Origin of the sequence: Nocardia sp. NRRL WC-3656, from assembly GCF_000720265.1 — a bacterium.
In the GTDB taxonomy this organism is placed as follows: Bacteria; Actinomycetota; Actinomycetes; order Mycobacteriales; family Mycobacteriaceae; genus Nocardia; species Nocardia nova.
Genome location: NZ_JOJF01000010.1, coordinates 209,243 through 230,956 on the forward strand (window position 1 = coordinate 209,243; position 21,714 = coordinate 230,956).

Here is a 21,714-nt window from a genome sequence, read left to right on the forward strand (position 1 = left end):
CCAGTACCTCAGACCTTCAGAGACGAAATCGTGGTGGACAGGAAACCGCCGACCACCCCGGAGGCGGCCGGAACCATCAGCAGTTTCGAGCCGGCCGGGATCTCACCGCGGCTCAGATGGTCGTGCAGCACGATGAAATGTGAAGTGCTGGAGGTATTTCCGTATTCGGTCAGCACATTGAGGTCGGGCGGCATCGGTGCGCCGAATTCCCGTTCGGCGATGGCGTTCATATACGGGATCGCCGCCGCGCCGAACTGGTGGTGGATGACGAAGTCGAAGTTCTCCTCGGCGAACGTGGTGCCGCGCTTCTCGTAGAACATGCGCTGGGTGTCGGTCCACAACAGGAAACGGGACTCGTTGTGCATCTTGCGGTTGTCGGTGTAGAGCGCCACGCCCGGGGTCTTGTCACTGGGCATGCCCAGGCACAGGTGCGAGAACTCCGAGGCCGTGACCAGCTCGATGTAGTCGATACGGTCGGCCTCGTCGACGGAACGATCGAGCACCACCGCGGCCGCGGAATCGCCCACGGTGAGCGACGCGAATTGCAGATCGTATTTGTCGGAAATTTCGCGCACCGCGGTATCGGCGATCGGAGTAATCGCCTCACCGCTCACCACGATGCCGTTGCGCACCATTCCGGATCGAATCATCCGATCGAGAATGTAGGTTCCGCTGAGCATTCCCGCGCAGGCATTGGAAAGGTCGAAGGTAATGGCGTTCCGCGCACCGATGCGTTGTGCCAGAGCCGACGCGAAGGACGGCTCCATATATATTTTGCCAGCGTCCTTGCTGCGGGTGATCGAGGTGGAGATGACCACCTCGATCTCCGACCCGGAGTACTGTGACCTGGACAGACACTCGTCCAGCGCCTTACCGGCCAGGACGAACGAGTCTTCGTAGGATTCCGGTCGGGTGTCGTGAACGCGGCGTTCGCGCACGCCTGTGATCTTTTCGAGATCGAAGGCCGGCGGTACAGCGAGGCGCGATATCAATTCCTCCGTGGTGACCCTTTTTTCGGGTAGATATGCGCCGATCGCTTCGAAACGAGAATGCGGCACGCCGCCTCCTGAATTGGCATGACGAATGCTTGCGGAATTTGTTCGTGACGTGATGCTACCCGAGAGTAACTAGCGCATTCTTGATCCGCATCTCGACGCTTCGATCGGGTAGCGGTGAATGCGATGTATTTGTGACAGCGCGTCGCAGCAAGTAGTAACTACTCGGCAATCGATGAATATCGCCGCTACATCGATGCTTCTGTCGATTCGCGAAGTGGATCCGGGAGTCCGCTAACTTGCAGAGTGCCGGATTCGTGGTGAAACTTCACATCGATCGGGGCGGTCGATTGTGAGAGACCTCACCGAGCGTAGGGCCGTCCGAGCCGGATCAGCCCAGCCGTGCCATGACCGCCCTCGGCAGCCGTGGCAGCACGAGGTTCAGTGCGCGCCAAGGCCATTGCGGCACACAGGCGCGCACCGGCTCGGACTCGATGGCGGCGACCATCGCGGCCACACCGCCTTCGAGCGGTGCGACCAGCCGGGCGTCGTCGGCGCGCGCCGACATCTCGGTGGCGATGAAGCCCGGCTGCACCGTGGTCACGGCGATCGGGCTGCGGCGCAGTTCGATCGCCAAACCCTCACCGAGCGCGGACAATCCGGCCTTGCTCGCCGCATAAGCGGCCTTCTTACCGGGCAGCCCGCGCACCGCGCTCATCGACGAGATCAGCACCAGATGCCCGGCGTTCTGGTCGCGAAAGATCTCCAGTGCGGCCTCGGCCTGGGCCAGCGCACTCACGAAATTCGTTGTGGCCGTCGCGATATTCGCATCCGCACGCCCGGTGCCCAGCGCCGCGCCCTTGCCCAGGCCGGCGTTGACGATCACGCGATCCAGTCCGCCGAATTCGTCGCGGAATTCCCCGAATACGCGCGGGACCGCCTCGTAGTCGTCCACATCGAGGGTCCGCAGCGAAACCCGGATATCGGGATGGGCCGTCCGCAATTGCTCGCGCAGCGACCGCAGGTTCTCCATGCGGCGCGCGCACAGCGCGAGATCGCGCCCGCGCGCCGCGAACTGCCGAGCCATCTCGGCCCCCAGGCCCGCACTCGCTCCGGTGATGAGAATTCTGCGCCTGGTCATGGCAACCCACCCTAGTGCCGCCCGGCCGCCTGATCAGGAAATCCGGCGGGCTCCGGCGGCGGGCACCGCCACGAAGAATCGCGGTGGGGAGAAACCGTCGTCGCGAAACCGCCGCCGGATCGCGGCCGCGATCGAATCGGTCCGCTCGATATCGGTCACCGCGATGATGCTGCCGCCGAATCCGCCGCCCACCATGCGCGCACCGTGGGCCCCGGCGTCGAGCGCGGCCGCCACCGCCGCATCCAGCTCCGGCGTGGAGACCTCGAAATCGTCGCGCAACGAGGCGTGTCCGCTGGTGAGCAGCGGCCCGATCGCGCGCGGATCACACCCGTCGCGCAGCAGTTCCACCACGGTCAGCACCCGGGCGTTCTCGGTGACGACGTGGCGGGCGCGCCGCCGCAGCACCGGGTCCGCCAGCCGCTGCGTTTCCGCCGGATCGGTGACGGCCCGCAGGGAATGCACGCCCAGAGCGTGCGCGGCCTGCTCACATTCGCGCCGGCGCCGGCCGTAACCGCCGTCGGCCAGCCGGTGCGGGGTGTCGGTGTCGGCTACCAGCAATTGCAGTCCGGCCGCGGCGAGATCGAAGGGAACCTGCGCGAATTCCCCGGTGGCGAAGTCCAAGAACAGGGCGTGACCCGCCGTGCAGAGCAACGAGGCGGACTGGTCCAGGGTCCCCGTCGCCGCGCCGACATAGGAGTTCTCCGCGGCCCGGCCGATGTCGATCAGCTCGGCGCTGCCGGCATCGATTTCGAACAGATCGCGAATCGCCAGTGCCACAGCGCATTCCAGCGCCGCAGAGGACGACAGCCCGGCTCCCACCGGTACCGCCCCGTCGATCTCCAGCACCACCCCGGACAGTTCGTGCCCGCGGCGCCGATATTCGTGCACCACGCCCAGCGGATAGCGGGCCCAGCCGGTGACGGCGGAATCGGCGAGCCCGTCGAGCGATTCGCGCACCTGCCCGGCGTGCTGTTTCGAACTCACCCGCACCGTGCCGTCCGTCGTGGCTTCGGCGGTGCAGGTCACGACCTGGGGCAACGCGATCGGCAGCGCGTATCCGTCGTTGTAGTCGGTGTGCTCGCCGATGATGTTGACCCGGCCGGGCGCGACCCATACGCCGCGCCGGGGTGCCGCGCTCACCGCACCTCCCGCAGTTCGGCGGCCACGGTCTCGGGGGTGGTGTCGCTGATGAAGACGTTCATCCCCGATTCCGAACCGGCCAGATACTTCAACTTGTGCGCCGTCCGCCGGATCGAGAACAGCTGCAGGTGCAGCCACCAGTCATCGCCCGGCACACCGGATTTCGGCGCTTGATTCCATGCCGCGACGTACGGCATGGGCGTGTCGAATCGGCGCGCGAAGCGTTGCTGCACATCCAGGTACAGATGCGCGAAACCGTCGCGCTGGGCATCGTCGAGATCGGGGATATCGGCTACCCGGCGGTGCGGATAGAGCTGAACTTCGTAGGGCCAGCGGGCGAACGGCGGTACGAAGGCGGTCCACTCCTCGTTCGCCGCGACCACCCGGATGCCGGCGGCCCGTTCGGCGCCCAGCAGATCACCGAACAAATTGCTGCCGTGGGCTTTTCGATGCCGGGCCGCATTGGCCACCATCGTCGCGGTGCGCGGGGTGGGGAAGGGGTAGGCGTAGATCTGGCCGTGCGGATGCGACAGCGTGACGCCGATCTCCTCGCCGTGATTCTCGAAGCAGAACACCTGGGCCACGCCGTCGAGCGCCCCGAGTTCGGCGCTGCGCTGGGCCCACGCGTCCACCACCAGGCGCGCCCGGCCCGGATCGAGCCCGGCGAACGAACTGTTGTGGTCGCTGGTGAAGCACACGACCTCGCAGCGGCCGAAACCGTTGCGCAGCAACGTCTCCGGCGACCCTTCGACGCGGTCGGGAAGTTCGGCGCGGCCGGTCGACAGCGACGGAAAGCGATTCTCGAACACCACCACCTGATAGTCGGCCTCGGGGACCTCGGTGGGATGGCCGGGCCGCGACGGGCACAGCGGGCACAGATCCGCCGGGGGCAGGAAGGTCCGGCTCTGGCGGTGCGAGGCGATCACCACCCACTCGCCGAGCAGCGGATCGAAACGCGCCTGGGAATGTGTACTGGTCCGGGGCAGATCCCGGGTGTCGGCGGCGGTGCGCGGCACCGGCTCGCTGTCGAAGTAGATGATCTCGCGGCTGTCGGCCAGCGACCGACGACTCATCACCGGACTCGGCCGCGCCATCGCATCCCTCCGCTCGATCCACCGGATCTCAGCGGGACACTAACATCGCGGCCGCGACAGGCGGCGGGTGCCGGATCCGGCGCGGCGGATACACCGCGCCGGACCGGCCTCGCTCAGTACTCGCTGCCGAACAACCCGCCCGGCCCGTAGGAGCCGGTCGGCGGCGGCGCCGGCATCATCACCCAGCCGCCGCAGTTGGCCGAGGCGAACGCGACATCGGACGGTTTGATCAGCACCCGCACCGGAGTGGTGTGAGTGCGGTCGCTGGCGACGATGGCGGCGTTCGGGTCCGGCGGATCACCGGGTTCGGGAATCTTCCACAGGCGCTCCCAGGAACAGTCGTGCGCCGGGTCCGCCGGCCCCGCGGACTGATAGATGCCGGGAGCGATATCGACCCCGACCCGGTACATCCCGTCCCCGGGAATGTTCGTCGCCGGATCGGCGGCAGCGGTGCCGGATCCGAGCATCGTCACCGTGGACGCGACGGCCCCGGCGATCACAAACGTGCGTCCACGCACGGCGGTCCTCCTCGATCTCGCAGACGGCCGTCGACTATCGGGCGGCCGGAGAAGATCCCCGCATCTTCCGGGGCCTTGGTCTATCAGAATTGCGATAGGCGCGGACCGGATCGGAGAAATATCTGGAGATTCGACAACGCCCGGTGGGCGGTGGGCAGACGGCCGCGAAATGCCGTCGCTGAACGTCCCCGCGGGATCCCCTCGCGCCCACGGGGACGGCACCGGCGTGCGATTCGACCGCCGAGGTGCGAGATGGGAACGTACTGCAGCGCCGGCGACCCGTGCAACACAGCGGTATTTCAGAATTAAATTACTCTGGCGAATCATCCGGGTTCAGCATTTCGGCATTTTCGGCCGCGTGCCTGGATATCGGCGGATCGTGCGGATTCGCCCGGCCGCAGCGACATTCGGGCAATGATGTTCATTCCCTCGGATTTCGCCCCGATGTGGTCAGCGACACAAACCTGCCGGTTGTTCCGTGCATTCGGCGAGTGTGGCCGCGGTGAGATAGCTCTGAGATGTCCGTTTCTCGGGTCGGCTACCGCCGAATCAGCCGTACGACCGGCGTGTCTGCGGAAATGACGTGCCACTTCGGCTCTAATGTGGGTAACGGTTCGGTAACTGAGCTTGCGTAGGTGATGCTGGCGTTGCAACAGTGAACCACTGGGTTTGATGTTACTAGTGGGAAGGGAGGGGTGTGCCCGCCTCCGGGTGCGCCGTCCGAACATGAACCATCCACACATCATCAAGACCGGAGTCAGGCTCGCCGTCGCCGCGGTCACCACGGCCGGTGTGCTGGCGCCCGCCGCCGCTCTCGCCGCGCCGGCCGCGCCCGCAGATCCCGATATGTCGACCAAATTGGTGGGTAAGACGGTATTTCTGGACCCGGGCCATCAGGGCAGCAACCACAACGAAGACCTCAATCGTCAAGTGAACAACGGCCGTGGTGGCACCAAGGAGTGCCAGACCACGGGGATGACCACCCGCAACGGCGTGCCCGAGCACACCATCAACTGGAATGTGGCACAGCTGGTCCGGCAGTCGCTCGAGGCGCTCGGCGCGCACGTCGTGATGAGCCGCCAGGACGACACCGGCTGGGGCGGATGTGTCGACGAACGCGCCGCGGCGGCCAACAGCTCCGGCGCCGCGGTGGCCGTCAGCATCCACGCCGACGGCGCACCGGAACAGGATCACGGATTCCATCTGATCGTGCCGCAGCTGCCGGTTCCCGATGCCAAGGCGAACGAAGCACAATCGGGTCCTGGTCAGGTCGCCACGAATGCCATGCGCGACGCGTACAAAAAGGCCGGGTTCACGCCCGCTGATTACGCGGGCGCGGTCGACGGTCTGCAAACCCGGTCCGATATCGCGGGCCCGGCGCTGACCGAGGTGCCCGACGTCTTCATCGAAATGGGCAACGGCGCGAATGTCGACGACGCGAAAAAGCTCGAATCGCCCGAGGGGCAGCTCGAGCATGCCATCGCGATCACGACCGGGCTGGTGAGTTACCTGATCGGAGTGGCTCCGGGTGGTGCCTCGCCGGCCGCGTCGCCCGCCGACAGTCCCGCGAGCGCGCCGCAGACCGGTACGTCACAGAGCACCACGTCGCCGAGTGCCACCCCGCAAAGTCCGGCGCCGCAGAATGCCGCGCCGGAGAGTGCGTCTCCGCAGGGATCGGCGACACCGAATTCCGGCGCCCAGAACTCGGGGACTCAGAACTCGGGGACCCAGAACTCGGGGACGCAGAATCCGGCAGCACCGCAACAGAATTCGGCAACGGACGCGTTGCGTGGCGGGCCGAACTCGACACCCGCCACCACGCAGTCCGCGCCGACGTCCACCGCGCCGTCGGCTCCGGCCACGACGCAACCGGGCTCGAATCCGGCCGGCACCTATCGCACGGCGCCGGGAACCTATTCGAACACCGATCCGGGCACGTCCGGGGTCTCACCGCAGACCTCGACCACACCCGGAACCAGCGGCACCCAGAAACCGCAATCCGGTTCCGGCGCCGGTAATCTCGCCACCACCGCCATGCAGCTGCTGCTGCCGCTGGCGAAATCGCTCGGCTTGGGCAACGATGCGCTCGATTCCGAACTGGTGAATCTGGCCTACACCCTGGTCTCCACCCTCCTGGGGCAGAGTAAGTAATCGGCCCCGTTCGTGCCCGCCCCTCCGCACGAAGGGGCGGGCACGTCCTCGTCCGGGCCTGGGTAAGCTCGGCCGAATGGATCGGCGCATACCTGTTCTGGTGGTCGCGGGATTTCTGGGAGCCGGTAAGACCACGCTGCTGAACCATCTGCTGCGGCGACGCGAGGCCCGGATCGGCGTCGTGGTCAACGATTTCGGTGCGGTGAATATCGACGCCATGCTGGTCGCGGGCCAGGTGGACGCCATGGTCTCGCTGGGCAACGGCTGTGTGTGCTGTGCGGTGGACGTGACCGAACTCGACGAGATGTTCGCCCGGCTCGCCGAGCCGCGCCACGGCATCGATGTGATCGTGGTGGAGGCCAGCGGCCTCGCCGAACCTCGCAACCTGATCCGCATGGTCATCGGAGGCGACAATCCGCGCATTCGCTACGGCGGATTGATCGAGGTCGTGGACGCCGAGCATTTCGACGACAGCCGCGCCCGCCATCCCGAACTGACCACGCATCTGCGCCTCGCCGACCTGATCGTGCTGAACAAGGCCGACCGGGTGCCGGCCGTGCGGCTGGACGACCTGCGCGCGGAGATCGAGGGAATCGCCGCGGGGGTGCCGGTCTATGCCACCGCGCACGGCCGCATCGATCCGCCGCTGCTGTTCGACGTTCCCGAACGCGGCGAATCGACGGACGCGCGGCAGTTGTCGTTCGACGAACTGCTCGACGATCACGACCACGACGCGCCCGGACATCGCCATCTGCACGACGGCTACGACAGCGTATCGTTCACCACCGCAACCGATCTCGACCCACGCCGCCTGGTCGGATTCCTGGAGGATCCGCCGTCGGGCCTGTTCCGCGCCAAGGGTGCCACCGTGTTCGGCGTGCGCGGTGAGAACCGGAAGTTCCTGCTGCACATGGTCGGCCGGCATGTGGTCTTCGAGCCGGCCGTATGGTCGCGCGGTGAGACCCGCGAAACCCGGCTGGTGCTCATCGGATCCGGTCTGGACGCGGACTCCGCGGCGGCCCGGCTGCACGCCACCGCTCACACCGGACCCGAACCGCTGGACGAGCAGGCATTGCTGCCGGTGTGGCGGTACGTGCCGAGGGACGACTCGGATCAGAGCACGTGAATCTCCGGTGCCATTTCGATGAGCCGTCGCAGGCGCGGCGGCGTCCACGGCCCGTCCGGTCCGAGAATCGCGTGGTCTATGCCCGTGGCGGCGAGGGTCTTCAAGTGGTCCAGCACCGGTCCGGGACCCGAATCGATATCCAGGGCCGTGGTGACGGTCTTCTCGATCGTGGAATAGTCGCGGCCGATCTCGTCGCACCGGCGTCGCAGCACCGCGAGTTTGTGCGCGAGGTTGTCGGCGTAGCCGCTGCCGGGAAGGTCGAACAGATTGCAGGCGTCGGCATATCGGGCCACCAGCGGCAGGGTTTTGCGTTCGCCACTGCCGCCGATCAGGATCGGCGGATGCGGGCGCTGGATCGAGTTCGGTGAATTGAGCGGCCGCGCCAGCTCGTAATGCTTTCCCCGATAGGGCGTCTCGTCCTCGCTCCACATGTGGTGTGCGATCTGCAGCAATTCCTCCAGTTGTTCGAAGCGCCGGGGCAGTCGCGGGAACGGAATTCCCAGGCCCTCGGCCTCGAATGTGGTGCTCGGGCCCATCGGTTCCGGATCGAAGGGCGCGCCGGCGCCGACGCCGAAGATCAGGCGGCCGCCGCTGAGGACGTCGAGGGTGGTCGCGGATTTGATCAGCACGCCGGGATGGCGATACGGCACCGCCGTGACCAGCGTGCCGAGCCGGATACGGTCGGTGATTCCGGCGAGAAATCCCAGCGCGGCGTAGGCCTCGAGCATCGGCGACTCCGGCGGATGTCCGCTGATGCCGATCTGGAAGAAGTGGTCCATCACCCAGAGGCTGTCGATACCCGATGCGTCGGCTGTTTGCGCGAGTTCCGTGACCGCCGAACCGATTTCGCCGTTCGGGACGGGCCAGGAGAAGTCGGTGAGTGCGATGCCGATTTTCACGTAGATCTCCCGTTCAAAGTTATTAGCCGGACAATGACTATAACGTGAGTCGGCTAACGAATACAATACCTCTACGCTGAACACACCATGACCGACGACGACTTCCAGACCGCGTTCTGGTCCACCAAACACGCCCTCGCGGTGGCGGCGGCGGCCGCCTACGCCCGGCACGGCGTGTATGAAGGCCAGCAGTTCATCCTGCGTCAGCTCTGGCAGGAGGACGGTCTGACGCCCGGTCAGGTGGCCAAACGGCTCGGCCTGGCGACGCCCACCGTCACCCGGGCGACCACCCGGATGGAAGCGGCCGGGCTGGTCCGGCGTGAACCGCATCCGACCGACCGCCGACTGGTCCGCCTGCACCTGACCGCACGCGGGCGGGATCTGGAGCACGAGATCGAAGCCGAGAGCGCGCGATTGACCGAACGGGCGCTGACCTCGTTCAGCGCGGCCGAACGCGCCGCACTCTTCCGGGCGCTGCGCCGCATCGAGGCGAATCTCACCGAGTCCACACCGGCGGCCGAGGCGAATCCCGGCCCCGAACCACGCTGACGTCGTGGCCTAGCCGCAGGCGTTGACCCACTCGGACATGCCGTCGGCGAACAGTTGGCGCTTCCAGATCGGGACCTCGTGCTTGATGCGGTCCACCAATTCCGCGCAGGTCTCGAAGGCCTCGCGGCGGTGCGGAGCGGCGACGGCCACCGTGATCGCCAGATCGCCGACCGTCAGCTCGCCCACCCGGTGAACCGCGGCGACCGGTAGGCCGGCGGATTTCCCGACCTCGGCGCACACCCGGGTCAAGAACTTCTCCGCCTCGGGGTGAGCCGAATACTCCAGGGCCGAAACCGCCTGTCCGCCATCGTGATTGCGAACCTTACCGGTGAAGACGACGACCGCGCCGTATTCGGGGCCGGTGACCGCGCGCTCGACCTCCTCGGGCTGCAGCGGCTGATCGCTGATGCGGGTGAGCGGCGTGTACTCACTCATGGCGGCCTCCTCCGGCGACCTGGGCCAGCAGATGATCCAGCAACGGTTCCAGGACCGCGATTCCGTCGCGGACCCCGCCCGGCGAACCGGGCAGATTCACGACCACCGTAGTGCCGGACAGGCCCGCGACGCCACGGCTCAAGGCCGCCAACGGAAACGCGGCTGTACCGCGCTGACGGATCGACTCGGCGACGCCAGGCAATTCCCGATCCAGCACCGCCAGCGTCGCTTCCGGAGTGGCATCGGAGGGCGAGGCGCCGGTGCCGCCGGTGGTGATCACGAGTCCCGGCGTGCCGTCGAGCGCGTCGCGCAGACCGGCCGCGATATCGGCATCGGCGTAGACCAGCGGTCCGCGCACCGAAAAGCCCAGTCCCGCAAGCCAGTCCGCCAGCACGGGACCGGTCTTGTCGACCCGGGTACCGGCCGCGACGCCGGTCGAGGCCACGACCACGACCGCGGTCCGGGAGCCCTCGCCGGCGTGCGTCGCGTGGTGTACCGCATCGCTGCGGCGCCGGCCGGTGGGGGAGTGTGCGGTCGCGGGCGCCTCAGCCGACAGCGCAACATCGTCGGACGATGCGATATCGGGCCGCTCCCAATGGCCGCGCTTACCACCGTCTTTCGTCAACAGGCGCACACCGTCCAGGACGGCCGCCGGATCCACCGCCTTCACCATGTCGTGCAGCGTGAGGCCGGCGATCGCGACCGCGGTGAGCGCCTCCATCTCGACGCCGGTGGGGCCCTTCGTCTTCGCTCGCGCCTCGATGGTGATGGCGGCCTCGGCGAAACCGAAGCGCACATCCACCGAGGACAGCGCCAGCTGATGGCACAGCGGAATCAGCTCCGAGGTCTTCTTCGCCCCCGAGATACCGGCGATGCGAGCCGTCGACAGCACATCGGCCTTCGGCAGGTCGTCCGCGCGCACCAGCGCGACCACCTCGGCCGTGGTCCGCAGCAGGCCGGCCGCGACCGCCACCCGTGTCGTCTCGGCCTTGGCGCTCACATCGACCATGCGCGCCCGGCCTTCGGCATCGACGTGCGACAAGGTGCCGGCGTCGTCTTTCGGTACAGCGTCGTCTTTCGGTACGGCGCCGGATTCGGCATGGGACAGTTCGTTCACAGTTCGCGCACCCTCACCAGCGAACCGGCCGCCACCGTCGTGACGTCGGCCGGAATTTCGATCAGAACATCTGCCTGCGCCATCGCAGCCACGAGATGCGACCCGGGTCCCGACGCCGAGCGGACCCCCGCACCTTCGCGCCGGCCCCGCAGGAACTGCCGCCGGCCCGCCGGGGAACGCACCGGATCCAGCAGCGCCACCTCGTAATTCGGCACCGGAGCCAACCCGCTCAGCTGCCGCAGGATCGGCCGGGCGAACACCTCGAACGACACCATCGTGCTCACCGGATTACCTGGGAAGCTCAAAACCGGAACCCCGTCGACCACACTGATGCCCTGCGGGCCACCGGGCTGCACGGCCACCGAACCGAACTCGCCGCCGACTTCGGCCAGCACCTCCTTGACCACTTCGAAATCGCCCTGCGACACCCCACCCGAAGTGAACACCACATCCGCGGCCGCCGTCGCGATCGACAACTTGCGGCGGAACTCGCCCGGATCGTCGCGGCTGTGCGAGACATCCACCACATCGATCCCGTTGGCGCCCAACGCAGCAGCCAGCGCGATCCCGTTCGAGTTGTAGATCTGCCCCGGGCGCAACGCGACACCGGCCGATACCAGCTCGTCGCCCGTCGTCAGAACCGCCGCCCGGATCCGCCGCGCCACCGCCACCGAGCTGATGCCCACCGCCGCCAGCGCCGCGATCCGATGCGGTGACAACAACGACCCGGCCGCCACCAGCAGCTCACCGCGCCGAATATCGGTTCCCGCCTCGCGCACGAAATCGCCTGCGTTGCGGCCGCGTTCGATCGACACGCCGCCGTCGACGGCGCGGGTGTCCTCCACCGGCACCACACAATCGGCGCCCGGCGGGATCGGCGCGCCCGTCATCACCTTGACCGCCGCCCCGTCCGGCAACCGCTCCGGGCCACCCTGACCGGCGGCCACCACACCGGCCACCGGCAGCGTCACGGGCGTCACCGCGACCGACTCCGCCCGTACCGCGTATCCGTCCATCCCCGAATTGCGGAACACCGGCAGATCCAGCGGCGACCGCACATCCTCGGCCAGCATCCGGCCCCGCACCCCGTGCAAGGCCAACTGCTCCACCTGCCGCACTGCCAGCGGTCGCAGCAGCTGTTCGATCCGCTCCCGATGATCCTCGACGGACCGAGCCACAGTCTTGGCAGGCTGACTCATAGACGTCAGCCTAGCTGTGTTATTGGCCTCCGCTTCGCTGCGGCGGGGTCTCGGGCGCGGTGCTCGGTTACCTCACAGGTGGTGACTTGCGGGACGTGAGGTGGGGGCGGCCCCCATAATGGAGGAGTGACCGTCGTTCTCATGGGGATTCCCGCCGTCCGGGGCGGGCGGCCCTCGCTGGACGGACGGCCCGATACGGAGCTGCTCGTCGACAAATTCGGGCGCACGGCCCGGGATCTGCGAGTGTCGATCACCGAGAAGTGCTCGTTGCGGTGCACCTATTGCATGCCGGAGGAGGGGTTGCCGGCCATCCCCGCGGACGAATTGCTCTCGGCCGCGGAGATCGTGCGGTTGGTGGAACTCGCGGTGCGGCGCCTGGGCATCCGCGAGGTGCGGTTCACCGGCGGCGAGCCGCTGATGCGGCGCGATCTCGAGCAGATCGTCGCCGGATGCCATGCCGCCGTTCCCGACACGCCGCTGGCGATGACCAGCAACGGCATCGGGCTGGAACATCGCGCGCGCGGGCTGGCGGCCGCGGGGCTCGGCCGGGTGAACGTCTCCCTCGATACGGTCGACCCCGCCGGATTCGCGCGGCTCACCCGCCGGGACCGGCTCGGCTCGGTGCTGACCGGCATCCGCGCCGCCCATGCCGCCGGTCTCTACCCGGTCAAGGTGAACGCCGTGCTGATGCGCGAAACCCTTTCCGGTGCGGTCGATCTGCTGCGGTGGTGCCTGAACGAGGGATGCGAACTGCGGTTCATCGAGGAGATGCCGCTCGACGCCGACCACGAATGGGCCCGCACCAATATGGTCACCGCGGCCGAACTTCTCGACGTTCTCGGCGCGGCCTTCACCCTCACCGAGACCGGGCGTGCCGACCCCTCCGCCCCGGCGGAGACCTGGCTGGTGAACGGCGGTCCCGCCACGGTCGGCATCATCGCCTCGGTCACCCGCCAATTCTGCGGCGACTGCGACCGCACCCGCCTGACCGCCGACGGCATGGTCCGGTCCTGCCTGTTCAGCGACCAGGAATTCGATCTGCGCTCCCTGCTGCGCGCCGGCGCGAGCGACGACGAAGTGGCACAGCTGTGGCGCGGCGCGATGTGGAACAAATGGGCCGGGCACGGCATCGACGCCGCCGATTTCGTCCCCCCGGAACGCACGATGGGAGCCATCGGTGGTTGAGGTCAGATATTTCGCCGCGATCGCCGACGCGGTCGGCAAATCCAGCGAAAATCTGGACCTGCCGGATACGGCAACGGTCGGTGACCTGCGGACGGCATTGCGGGCGGCCTACGGCGCCGATCTCGATCCGATGCTCAAGGTCTGCGCCTATCTGGTGGGCGAGGAACTCACCCGCGACGACAGCACCCCCCTCACCGTCCGCGTCGACGTACTACCGCCGTTCGCGGGCGGCTGATCAGCGCCCGTTTCTCGAGCGGTGGGCTCGGCCCCTCAGTTCTTCCACCAGGAGTCGAGCGGCGACACCGGCACCGTCCGCTTGTGCCGGGTGTTGCAGTAGATCGTTTCGACGCGCTCGGCCACCTCCGGCGCCACGTCCTTGCCCTCGAGATAATCGTCGATCTGGGCATACTTCAGGCCGAGCGCCTCCTCGTCCGGCAGCGCCGGGCGATCGTCTTCGAGGTCGGCGGTGGGCACCTTCTCCCACAGGCTCGGCGGAGCGCCCAATTCCTGCAGCAATGCCGCACCCTGGCGCTTGGTCAGTCCGGTCAGCGGAGTGATGTCGACCCCGCCGTCGCCGTGCTTGGTGAAGAATCCGGTGACCGCCTCCGCCGCATGGTCGGTGCCGACGACCACGAGATTCAACTGCCCCGCGATCGCGTACTGGATGATCATCCGTTCGCGCGCTTTGATGTTGCCGCGAACGAAATCACGCAGCTCGGTCTCGTGTCCGAGCAGTTCGCGCACGCCCTCGGCGGTCGCGGCCGCCACCGCGTCGGCGCCGGGCTTCACATTGACCTCGACCACATGGTCCGGGCCGATGAAATCCAGCGCCCGCCGCGCGTCGTCGGCATCGGCCTGTGCACCGTAGGGAAGCCGGACCGCGACGAACGTCGCCTCCTGTCCCCGGGCGCGCAACTCGTCCACGGCCAGCTGGCACAGTTTGCCGGTGAGCGAACTGTCCTGACCACCGCTGATGCCGAGAACGAAACCCGTTGCCGGCGTGGAACTCAGATAGTCGGCCAGGAATTCGACGCGGCGCCGCACCTCGACCTTCGGCTCGATCTCGGCCGCGACACCCAATTCGGCGATGATCTGTTCGCGCAGGTTCCCCATGCGGGCCACTCTACTGGGCGGGTGCCACCAGTGCGCGCACCACGTTTTCCCAGTGGTCGGCGATCTGTTCGGGCCGATAACCGAGGACCCGCAGCTGATGCAGCACCAGGCCGGCGTCGAGGATCGCCAGCAGCGTATCCGCCGTCAGCGCGATATCGCCGTTCATGTCGAGCTGCCGAAGCAACAGCGACACATGGGTTTTCGAGATGTTGTACGGCGCGCTGGCGTAGCGGCCGGATTCGTCGGCGGCGCGGCGCATTTCGCCCTCCACCTCGATCCCGGCCAAACGGGCGCGACCGTAGGCGATCAGCCGCTGCAGCGGCGGGGCGCCCGGGCCCAGCGGCGGCGGCCCGAACATGAACGCCGCCTGCAGTTTCTGCTCGGACTGGTCGAGCAGCGCCAGCATGAGACCGGCCCGGTTGCCGAACCGGCGGAATACGGTGCCCTTGCCGACGCCCGCGCGCTTGGCGACCGCGTCCATCGTGACGCCGTCGGCGCCGAATTCGCGGACCAGTTCCTCGGCGGCGTCGAGCAGCAGCTGCCGGTTGCGTACGGCATCGCTGCGCTCGGAGTGTTCGGCTACCGGCAGCGCGGTGGTGAGCGCGGTCGGCGGGAGGTCGACGGCCACAGCCTCGAGTGGCAGCACGCCCGGACGCGGCGCGGCGGCGAAGGCCGGATCCGTGGCGCGCGGATCGGACGAATGGGACGAATTCGACGGCGTCGAATCGGGAGTGTCGCAGTTCACAGTTCGTTTACCCCATGACCCGGGAATGAAAGCGGACCGTAGTCCGGTTATCGTGTCGTGACAGCGGAAGCCACCGCCGCCCCACCGCACAAGGAGTGATCATGTCACAGACTCGCATCCTGGCTCTCGTCGGCAGCTTGCGCGCCGGTTCGATCAACCGGCAGCTGGCCGAGGCTGCCGCCCAGATCGCACCGGAAGGTGTCGAGGTCGATATCTACGACGGTCTCGGAAATGTTCCGTTCTACAACGAGGACATCGACGTACCGGGTCAGGTGCCGGCACCGGCGCAGGCGCTGCGTGACGCCGTCACCGCCGCCGACGCCCTGGTGCTGTTCGTCCCCGAATACAACGGAACGATCCCGGCCGTGCTGAAGAATGCGATCGACTGGGCCTCGCGGCCCTACGGCGCCGGTTCGATCAAGGACAAGCCGGTCGCCGTGATCAGCGCCTCGATCAGCCAGAACGCCGCGAAGTGGGCGCACGGCGACACGGTGAAGGCGGTCGGTGTCGCCGGCGGCACCGTCGTGGAGAGCGCGCACCTGCACTTCGGCACCATCGGCCAGCGCTTCGGCGAGGCGCATCCGCGCGACGACGCCGAGGCTCTGACCCAGCTCGCCGCCGCGGTCACCGAACTGGTCGCCGCGCGGGAATCGGTCAACGCCTGAGCCTGAGACGGTAACCGGCTCGGGCCGTTCCGAGGGGCCGCACCCGATGGTGTGGCCCCTCGGTGGCGTCGGGGGCCAGGCAGAGAGGGGCGGCGACGTGACCGGCGTCCTAACGCTCCCGCCGCGCACCTCTATAGGATATGAAAACCATTTCCAGTAGGAGGTCGTCATGAAGGTCCGGAATTCACTGCGTTCGCTGAAGGGCAAGCCGGGCGCTCAGTTGGTGCGACGCCGTGGCAAGACCTATGTGATCAACAAGAAGGAGTCGCGGTTCAAGGCCCGCCAGGGCTGATCCGGCTCGGCTGCGACACGCCGAAGTAGCCGCCGAATGCCGCGTTCGTTCCCCGGAACGGGCGCGGCATTCGGTCGTTTCGGATGTGCCGAAGCGGGCCTGTTGAGATCCCTGTGACCGATGTGACCAGAGGTGGTATTGGGTTTGCTGGGAGAGAGCTGCGACATGAAATCGTGATCTGCGCCACTGTCGTGTCGGGTTGCGAATCGACTGTCCTGGTACTTACGGCCGTCGAATTTCATCTTTGTGGTTCGCAACATGTCGTGTTGTATGAATCTGTCGGCCACTAGGTGTAGTGTCTACGGCACTGGAAGGGGAGACGGATTCCGAGCCGATCACAGCATTGTGATCACCGGTGGTGCCCCTACTTCCAGGGGTTTGCGCAGTACCAGATGGATCGTGCTCAGTACGGATGCTCACAGCAGATGGCGTACCGATTCAAGGCTGCATCGGATAAGGCAAGGAGAGAGGGTCACCCATGAGTATCACGGTCTACACCAAGCCCGCTTGTGTCCAGTGCAACGCCACCTACCGCGCGCTCGACAAGGCCGGTGTGGAGTACGAGGTCGTCGATATCTCCGAGAACCCCGAGGCCCGCGACTATGTGATGGCGCTGGGATATCTGCAGGCCCCCGTCGTCGTCGCCGGCGACGAGCACTGGTCCGGTTTCCGTCCGGACCGCATCAAGTCCCTGGTGACCGCCGCGGCCTGATCCGCTCCGGTCACCGTTCGTCCGACGAGCAGAGTAAGGGGGAGTGGGATGGCTGGGTTGTCCGGGGAAGGAACCCAATCGACGCCCGCTCTGGTCTACTTCTCGAGCGCGTCGGAGAACACGCACCGCTTCGTCGAACGGCTGGGTTTGCCGGCCGTTCGCATTCCGCTCCACACCGCCGATTCGCTGCGCGTCGACACGCCCTATGTGCTGATCTGCCCCACCTACGGTGGCGGCCGGCACGTGTTCGACGCGCAGCGCGGCGAGGGGGCAGCCGGTCGCTCGGACAAGGAATTCGTCCCCAGGCAGGTGGCGAAATTTCTCAACGATCCGCATAATCGTGCGCTGTTGCGCGGGGTGATCGCGGCCGGCAACACGAACTTCGGCGATACGTATTGCTATGCGGGAGAGGTCATCTCGCGCAAATGCGGGGTGCCGTACCTGTATCGCTTCGAACTGATGGGAACCGCCGAGGACGTCGAGCGCGTCCGAGAGGGATTGGGATTGTTTTGGCAACGACAACAGCACCGGCCGGAAAGACGGCCCGCCTAGAGCGCCCGGTCAGCACCGAGACCTCGACCGAGGGCCTGGACTACCACGCGCTCAACGCGATGCTGAATCTGTACGGACCCAACGGTGAGATCCAGTTCGACAAGGATGTCGCCGCCGCCCGGCAGTACTTCCTGCAGCATGTCAACCAGAACACCGTCTTCTTCCACAACCTCGACGAGAAGCTCGACTACCTCGTGGAGGAGAACTACTACGAGCCCGAGGTTCTCGACCAGTACAGCCGCGCGTTCGTCAAGAAGCTGTTCCAGCAGGCCTACGCCAAGAAGTTCCGGTTCCCCACCTTCCTCGGCGCGTTCAAGTACTACACGTCCTACACGCTCAAGACCTTCGACGGGAAGCGCTATCTCGAGCGGTTCGAGGACCGGGTCTGCATGGTCGCGCTGACCCTGGCCGCCGGCGACGAGATCCTCGCCCAGCAGTTGGTCGAGGAGATCATCGACGGCCGCTTCCAGCCGGCCACCCCGACGTTCCTGAACTCGGGCAAGAAGCAGCGCGGCGAACCGGTCTCGTGCTTCCTGCTGCGCATCGAGGACAATATGGAGTCCATCGGGCGCTCCATCAACTCGGCGCTGCAGCTGTCCAAGCGCGGCGGCGGAGTCGCGTTGCTGCTGAGCAACATTCGCGAGCACGGCGCGCCGATCAAGAAGATCGAGAACCAGTCCTCCGGCGTCATCCCCATCATGAAGCTGCTCGAGGACTCCTTCTCCTACGCCAATCAGCTCGGCGCGCGTCAGGGCGCGGGCGCGGTGTACCTGCACGCGCACCACCCCGACATCTACCGCTTCCTCGACACCAAGCGGGAGAACGCGGACGAGAAGATCCGCATCAAGACGCTCTCGCTGGGTGTGGTGATCCCCGACATCACCTTCGAGCTGGCGAAGAAGAACGAGGACATGTACCTGTTCTCGCCCTACGACGTCGAGCGCATCTACGGCGTGCCGTTCGCCGACCTCAACGTCACCGAGAAGTACTACGAGATGGTCGACGACAAGCGCATCCGCAAGTCGAAGATCAACGCCCGCGAGTTCTTCCAGACCATCGCCGAGCTGCAGTTCGAATCCGGTTACCCCTACATCATGTTCGAGGACACGGTGAACCGGGCCAACCCGATCAAGGGCAAGATCACCCACTCCAACCTGTGCTCGGAAATCCTGCAGGTCTCCACGCCGTCGGTGTTCAACGACGACCTGTCCTACGCGAAGGTCGGCAAGGACATCTCCTGCAACCTCGGCTCGCTCAATATCGCCAAGGCGATGGACTCACCGGATTTCGGGCAGACCATCGAGGTCGCGATCCGGGCGCTGACCGCGGTCTCGGATCAGACCCACATCTATTCGGTGCCCTCGATCGAGCAGGGCAACAACGAATCCCACGCCATCGGCCTGGGCCAGATGAACCTGCACGGGTATCTGGCGCGCGAGCGGGTCCACTACGGATCCGAAGAAGGTGTGGACTTCACCAATATCTACTTCTACACCGTCGCCTACCACGCGGTGCGGGCCTCCAACAAGCTCGCCATCGAGCGCGGCACGGCCTTCGGCGGCTTCCCGGAATCCAAGTACGCCAGCGGCGAATACTTCGACAAGTACACCGAACAGGCATGGGAGCCGAAGACCGATCGCGTGCGGGAGATCTTCGCCGAAGCGGGCGTGCACATCCCGACCCAGGAGGACTGGCTCGAGCTGAAGGCCTCGGTCATGGAGCACGGCATCTACAACCAGAACCTGCAGGCGGTGCCGCCGACCGGGTCGATCTCCTACATCAACCACTCCACCAGCTCGATCCACCCGGTGGCGTCGAAGATCGAGATCCGCAAGGAAGGCAAGATCGGCCGCGTCTACTACCCGGCGCCCTACCTGACCAACGACAATCTCGAATACTTCGCCGACGCCTACGACATCGGCTACGAGAAGATCATCGACACCTACGCCGCGGCCACCCAGCACGTGGACCAGGGCCTGTCGCTGACCCTGTTCTTCAAGGACAGCGCCACCACCCGCGACGTCAACAAGGCCCAGATCTACGCCTGGCGCAAGGGAATCAAGACCCTGTACTACATCCGCATCCGGCAGATGGCCTTGGAGGGGACCGAGGTGGAGGGCTGCGTCAGCTGCATGTTGTGAGGATTGCGCAACGGGCGCCCCGGTTCCGGCCGGGGCGCCCGTTCGTAGTACGACGGTGCGTCCTGGTTTTCGTGGTTCGGCGCGGCGGCGGGTGGGGGTGTAACCTGCATGCGGGCGCTGTGCGTCCGGGCGATGACCAGGCGACGATGCAGGTCATCGGGGTGCCGGGAGGGCATCCGAAATTCTCTGACGGTGTAGTGCGGGCGATGAGGAGGTGGGTGGCTGTGCGTAGCGAACCCCCGAGTCGAAGGCCGCGCGGCGCCGTTCTCCTGTTCTGCCGGTAGAGCTTTCGGTGGCGAGGTCGGTGCCTCGCGGTGTGATCCGTGATCCCGTACCCACTCGCAGTATGCCGAGGTTCTGTCATGTCGACCGATCTGTTCTTTGCCGCGCCCGCACGCCCTGATGTCCCGGATGAGGGTCGTCCGGTCACCGAGCCCGGGCTGAACACCGCCGGAGCGGAGGCTGGTCGAGCGTCTGCCGGCGAGAAACACGCCACCGAAGCGGGTGTGCACGACACGTGTGCCGCCGGCGCGAGCGGACACGATGCTGCCGGCACTGCGGAAACGGCTGTCGCCGAACAGCATTCGGATCACATCTCGCTCCGCGACCTCATCGACGACCGCCGCGTCGACGCCGCGCTGACCTGGCTGGACGACCACGCCCCGCACCGGATCGCCGACGAACTCGCGCGCATGGACGCCGTGCACGCCGGCATCGCGTTCCGGCTGCTGGACAAGGACCGCGCGCTGGCGGTGTTCGAGGAGCTCGAGCCGGTGGACCAGCAGCAGATCCTGTCCGGGATGCGTGATCAGAGCTTCCGGGAACTGGTGGAGGGGATGGACCCCGACGACCGCGCCCGGATGCTGCGCGAGGCCCCCGCGACGGTCGCCAAGAAGGTGCTGGCCGGGCTGAGCCCGCGCGAACGGCGGATGACCGCGGCGCTGCTCGGCTATCCCGAGGGTTCGGTCGGTCGCTACATGACCCCGGAAGTCGTTGCGCTGCACTGTGATCTGACCGTCGAACAGGCGCTGCGGGTGGTTCGCGCCAAGGGTGCGCACGCGGAGACGGTGTACACGCTGCCTGTGGTGGACGGCGGTCGCCGGCTCACCGGCGTGGTCGAGATGCGAGAACTGGTCCTCAGCGATCCGGAGACGATGCTGACCGAACTCGTCGTCACCGCACCGGTTTTCGCCCGCGCGACCGACGCCGCGGAGAAGGCCGCGCGGCTCATGCGCGAGACCAACCTGATCAACCTGCCGGTCGTGGACAGTGAGGACCGGCTGGTCGGGCTGCTGACCATCGATGACGCGGTCGAGGTCATCGAGGTCGCCGACAGTGAGGATGTGGCGCGGCAGGCCGGCGCCAGCCCGTGGTCCGGGCACTACATGGCCGCCGGTGTGTTCCAGCTGGCCCGCTACCGCGCGATGTGGTTGCTGTTGCTGCTGGTCGCGGCCACCCTGACGGTCACGGTGACCGACGCGTTCGAGGCGACGCTCGCCCAGGCCGCGCATCTCGCGTTGTTCATTCCGCTCCTGATCGGCGCGGGCGGCAATGCCGGTGCGCAGGCGGCGACCTCGTGTGTGCGGGCATTGGCCGTGGGCGAGGTGCGGGTGTCGGATCTGCTGAAGGTCATCTGGCGTGAATGCCGGGTCGGCCTGGTGCTGGGGTCGATGCTCGCGGTGGTCGGCATGGTGATCGGCGCGGCATTCGTCGGCGCGCAGATCGCGCTGGTCGTCGGCATCACCCTGGTGATCATCTGTGGCTGGGCCGCGACCATCGGCGGCACGATGCCGTTGCTGGCCAAGAAATTGCGCATCGACCCGGCGGTGATCTCCGCGCCCATGGTGACGACGCTGGTCGACGCGACCGGGCTGGTCATCTACTTCACGACGGCGAAGCTCGTCCTCGGCATCTGAGTCGGGACCGCGGGCGACGGTACAGTCCG

At 66.8% G+C, this 21,714-nt stretch carries 22 protein-coding genes; 11 read left to right on the forward strand and 11 right to left on the reverse strand.

What is annotated here, in order from left to right; genetic code table 11:
- Window positions 1–8: 8 nt before the first annotated feature.
- The 5 genes from IG65_RS0115625 to IG65_RS0115645 all read right to left on the reverse strand — a co-directional run bounded on the left by IG65_RS0115625 (window position 9) and on the right by IG65_RS0115645 (window position 4,888).
- Window positions 9–1,058: a 3-oxoacyl-ACP synthase III family protein gene (locus IG65_RS0115625; protein WP_030515645.1), complete on the reverse strand. Its 1,050-nt coding sequence runs from the start codon at window positions 1,056–1,058 to the stop codon at window positions 9–11.
- Between the two features lie 328 nt (window positions 1,059–1,386).
- Window positions 1,387–2,136, reverse strand: coding sequence for an SDR family oxidoreductase (locus IG65_RS0115630; protein WP_030515646.1), 750 nt, complete (start codon window positions 2,134–2,136; stop codon window positions 1,387–1,389).
- 33 nt (window positions 2,137–2,169) lie between these two features.
- Window positions 2,170–3,276: a galactokinase gene (galK, locus tag IG65_RS0115635; RefSeq protein WP_081879505.1), complete on the reverse strand. Its 1,107-nt coding sequence runs from the start codon at window positions 3,274–3,276 to the stop codon at window positions 2,170–2,172.
- Complete coding sequence (galT, locus tag IG65_RS0115640; protein WP_030515648.1) at window positions 3,273–4,334, reverse strand: galactose-1-phosphate uridylyltransferase; 1,062 nt, start codon at window positions 4,332–4,334, stop codon at window positions 3,273–3,275. The genes galK and galT overlap by 4 nt, the downstream gene beginning before the upstream one ends.
- 149 nt (window positions 4,335–4,483) lie before the next feature.
- Window positions 4,484–4,888, reverse strand: a complete 405-nt coding sequence (locus IG65_RS0115645) for a hypothetical protein (RefSeq protein WP_030515649.1) — start codon at window positions 4,886–4,888, stop codon at window positions 4,484–4,486.
- Between the two features lie 726 nt (window positions 4,889–5,614).
- On the opposite strand from IG65_RS0115645, the gene IG65_RS0115650 reads away from it, so the two are divergent.
- The gene (locus tag IG65_RS0115650) at window positions 5,615–7,039 is read left to right on the forward strand and encodes an N-acetylmuramoyl-L-alanine amidase (RefSeq protein WP_030515650.1); all 1,425 of its coding nucleotides are present in this window, start codon (window positions 5,615–5,617) and stop codon (window positions 7,037–7,039) included.
- Between the two features lie 76 nt (window positions 7,040–7,115).
- On the forward strand, window positions 7,116–8,165 hold the full coding sequence (locus tag IG65_RS0115655; protein ID WP_030515651.1) for a GTP-binding protein: 1,050 nt from the start codon (window positions 7,116–7,118) through the stop codon (window positions 8,163–8,165).
- Here IG65_RS0115655 and IG65_RS0115660 read toward each other — a convergent pair.
- A complete protein-coding gene (locus IG65_RS0115660; RefSeq protein ID WP_231509224.1) occupies window positions 8,153–9,148 on the reverse strand; it encodes an LLM class F420-dependent oxidoreductase in 996 nt (331 codons plus the stop codon). The two genes, IG65_RS0115655 and IG65_RS0115660, sit on opposite strands and share 13 nt — an antisense overlap.
- 3 nt (window positions 9,149–9,151) lie before the next feature.
- On the opposite strand from IG65_RS0115660, the gene IG65_RS0115665 reads away from it, so the two are divergent.
- Complete coding sequence (locus tag IG65_RS0115665) at window positions 9,152–9,613, forward strand: MarR family winged helix-turn-helix transcriptional regulator (RefSeq protein WP_030515653.1); 462 nt, start codon at window positions 9,152–9,154, stop codon at window positions 9,611–9,613.
- A gap of 9 nt (window positions 9,614–9,622) precedes the next feature.
- Here IG65_RS0115665 and IG65_RS0115670 read toward each other — a convergent pair whose 3' ends face one another.
- The 3 genes from IG65_RS0115670 to glp all read right to left on the reverse strand — a co-directional run bounded on the left by IG65_RS0115670 (window position 9,623) and on the right by glp (window position 12,364).
- Window positions 9,623–10,048 (reverse strand): molybdenum cofactor biosynthesis protein MoaE, encoded by a 426-nt coding sequence (locus tag IG65_RS0115670; protein WP_030515654.1) that lies wholly within the window; start codon window positions 10,046–10,048, stop codon window positions 9,623–9,625.
- The gene (gene moaCB / locus IG65_RS0115675) at window positions 10,041–11,057 is read right to left on the reverse strand and encodes a bifunctional molybdenum cofactor biosynthesis protein MoaC/MoaB (RefSeq protein WP_051756196.1); all 1,017 of its coding nucleotides are present in this window, start codon (window positions 11,055–11,057) and stop codon (window positions 10,041–10,043) included. The genes IG65_RS0115670 and moaCB overlap by 8 nt, the downstream gene beginning before the upstream one ends.
- 104 nt (window positions 11,058–11,161) lie before the next feature.
- Window positions 11,162–12,364, reverse strand: a complete 1,203-nt coding sequence (gene glp / locus IG65_RS0115680) for a gephyrin-like molybdotransferase Glp (protein WP_030515656.1) — start codon at window positions 12,362–12,364, stop codon at window positions 11,162–11,164.
- Between the two features lie 126 nt (window positions 12,365–12,490).
- On the opposite strand from glp, the gene moaA reads away from it, so the two are divergent.
- Window positions 12,491–13,549 (forward strand): GTP 3',8-cyclase MoaA, encoded by a 1,059-nt coding sequence (gene moaA / locus IG65_RS0115685; protein ID WP_030515657.1) that lies wholly within the window; start codon window positions 12,491–12,493, stop codon window positions 13,547–13,549.
- Window positions 13,542–13,784, forward strand: a complete 243-nt coding sequence (locus IG65_RS0115690) for a MoaD/ThiS family protein (RefSeq protein ID WP_030515658.1) — start codon at window positions 13,542–13,544, stop codon at window positions 13,782–13,784. Before moaA ends, IG65_RS0115690 begins: the two co-directional genes overlap by 8 nt.
- Before the next feature lie 35 nt (window positions 13,785–13,819).
- Here IG65_RS0115690 and nadE read toward each other — a convergent pair whose 3' ends face one another.
- Window positions 13,820–14,662, reverse strand: coding sequence for an ammonia-dependent NAD(+) synthetase (nadE, locus tag IG65_RS0115695; protein WP_030515659.1), 843 nt, complete (start codon window positions 14,660–14,662; stop codon window positions 13,820–13,822).
- 10 nt (window positions 14,663–14,672) lie between these two features.
- Window positions 14,673–15,290, reverse strand: a complete 618-nt coding sequence (locus IG65_RS0115700) for a TetR/AcrR family transcriptional regulator (RefSeq protein WP_227462829.1) — start codon at window positions 15,288–15,290, stop codon at window positions 14,673–14,675.
- A gap of 218 nt (window positions 15,291–15,508) precedes the next feature.
- Here IG65_RS0115700 and IG65_RS0115705 point away from each other — a divergent pair, with 218 nt between their 5' ends.
- From IG65_RS0115705 to mgtE, 6 genes are all read left to right on the forward strand, one after another.
- Complete coding sequence (locus IG65_RS0115705) at window positions 15,509–16,072, forward strand: NAD(P)H-dependent oxidoreductase (RefSeq protein ID WP_030515661.1); 564 nt, start codon at window positions 15,509–15,511, stop codon at window positions 16,070–16,072.
- 169 nt (window positions 16,073–16,241) lie between these two features.
- Window positions 16,242–16,364: a type B 50S ribosomal protein L36 gene (ykgO, locus tag IG65_RS0115710; RefSeq protein ID WP_030515662.1), complete on the forward strand. Its 123-nt coding sequence runs from the start codon at window positions 16,242–16,244 to the stop codon at window positions 16,362–16,364.
- A 478-nt stretch (window positions 16,365–16,842) separates the two neighbouring features.
- Window positions 16,843–17,076 carry a redoxin NrdH gene (locus IG65_RS0115715; protein WP_030515663.1) on the forward strand — a complete coding sequence of 78 codons (234 nt, stop codon included), beginning with the start codon at window positions 16,843–16,845 and terminating at the stop codon, window positions 17,074–17,076.
- A 48-nt stretch (window positions 17,077–17,124) separates the two neighbouring features.
- Complete coding sequence (nrdI, locus tag IG65_RS0115720) at window positions 17,125–17,628, forward strand: class Ib ribonucleoside-diphosphate reductase assembly flavoprotein NrdI (RefSeq protein ID WP_051756104.1); 504 nt, start codon at window positions 17,125–17,127, stop codon at window positions 17,626–17,628.
- Window positions 17,629–17,687: 59 nt separating this feature from the next.
- Window positions 17,688–19,769: a class 1b ribonucleoside-diphosphate reductase subunit alpha gene (nrdE, locus tag IG65_RS0115725; protein WP_231509235.1), complete on the forward strand. Its 2,082-nt coding sequence runs from the start codon at window positions 17,688–17,690 to the stop codon at window positions 19,767–19,769.
- A gap of 362 nt (window positions 19,770–20,131) precedes the next feature.
- Window positions 20,132–21,685 (forward strand): magnesium transporter, encoded by a 1,554-nt coding sequence (gene mgtE / locus IG65_RS0115730; RefSeq protein WP_231509225.1) that lies wholly within the window; start codon window positions 20,132–20,134, stop codon window positions 21,683–21,685.
- Window positions 21,686–21,714 lie beyond the last annotated feature (29 nt).

What these genes read in the sequence shown, in the direction of transcription:
- nadE (WP_030515659.1), bottom strand. Translation starts at nt 14,662, where the DNA reads ATGGGGAACCTGCGCGAACAGATCATCGCCGAATTGGGTGTCGCGGCC.
- IG65_RS0115650 (WP_030515650.1), top strand. Translation starts at nt 5,615, where the DNA reads ATGAACCATCCACACATCATCAAGACCGGAGTCAGGCTCGCCGTCGCC.
- nrdE (WP_231509235.1), top strand. Translation starts at nt 17,688, where the DNA reads ATGCTGAATCTGTACGGACCCAACGGTGAGATCCAGTTCGACAAGGAT.
- ykgO (WP_030515662.1), top strand. Translation starts at nt 16,242, where the DNA reads ATGAAGGTCCGGAATTCACTGCGTTCGCTGAAGGGCAAGCCGGGCGCT.
- IG65_RS0115715 (WP_030515663.1), top strand. Translation starts at nt 16,843, where the DNA reads ATGAGTATCACGGTCTACACCAAGCCCGCTTGTGTCCAGTGCAACGCC.
- IG65_RS0115665 (WP_030515653.1), top strand. Translation starts at nt 9,152, where the DNA reads ATGACCGACGACGACTTCCAGACCGCGTTCTGGTCCACCAAACACGCC.
- mgtE (WP_231509225.1), top strand. Translation starts at nt 20,132, where the DNA reads ATGTCGACCGATCTGTTCTTTGCCGCGCCCGCACGCCCTGATGTCCCG.
- IG65_RS0115630 (WP_030515646.1), bottom strand. Translation starts at nt 2,136, where the DNA reads ATGACCAGGCGCAGAATTCTCATCACCGGAGCGAGTGCGGGCCTGGGG.
- glp (WP_030515656.1), bottom strand. Translation starts at nt 12,364, where the DNA reads ATGAGTCAGCCTGCCAAGACTGTGGCTCGGTCCGTCGAGGATCATCGG.
- nrdI (WP_051756104.1), top strand. Translation starts at nt 17,125, where the DNA reads ATGGCTGGGTTGTCCGGGGAAGGAACCCAATCGACGCCCGCTCTGGTC.
- IG65_RS0115655 (WP_030515651.1), top strand. Translation starts at nt 7,116, where the DNA reads ATGGATCGGCGCATACCTGTTCTGGTGGTCGCGGGATTTCTGGGAGCC.
- moaCB (WP_051756196.1), bottom strand. Translation starts at nt 11,057, where the DNA reads ATGGTCGATGTGAGCGCCAAGGCCGAGACGACACGGGTGGCGGTCGCG.
- IG65_RS0115670 (WP_030515654.1), bottom strand. Translation starts at nt 10,048, where the DNA reads ATGAGTGAGTACACGCCGCTCACCCGCATCAGCGATCAGCCGCTGCAG.
- IG65_RS0115705 (WP_030515661.1), top strand. Translation starts at nt 15,509, where the DNA reads ATGTCACAGACTCGCATCCTGGCTCTCGTCGGCAGCTTGCGCGCCGGT.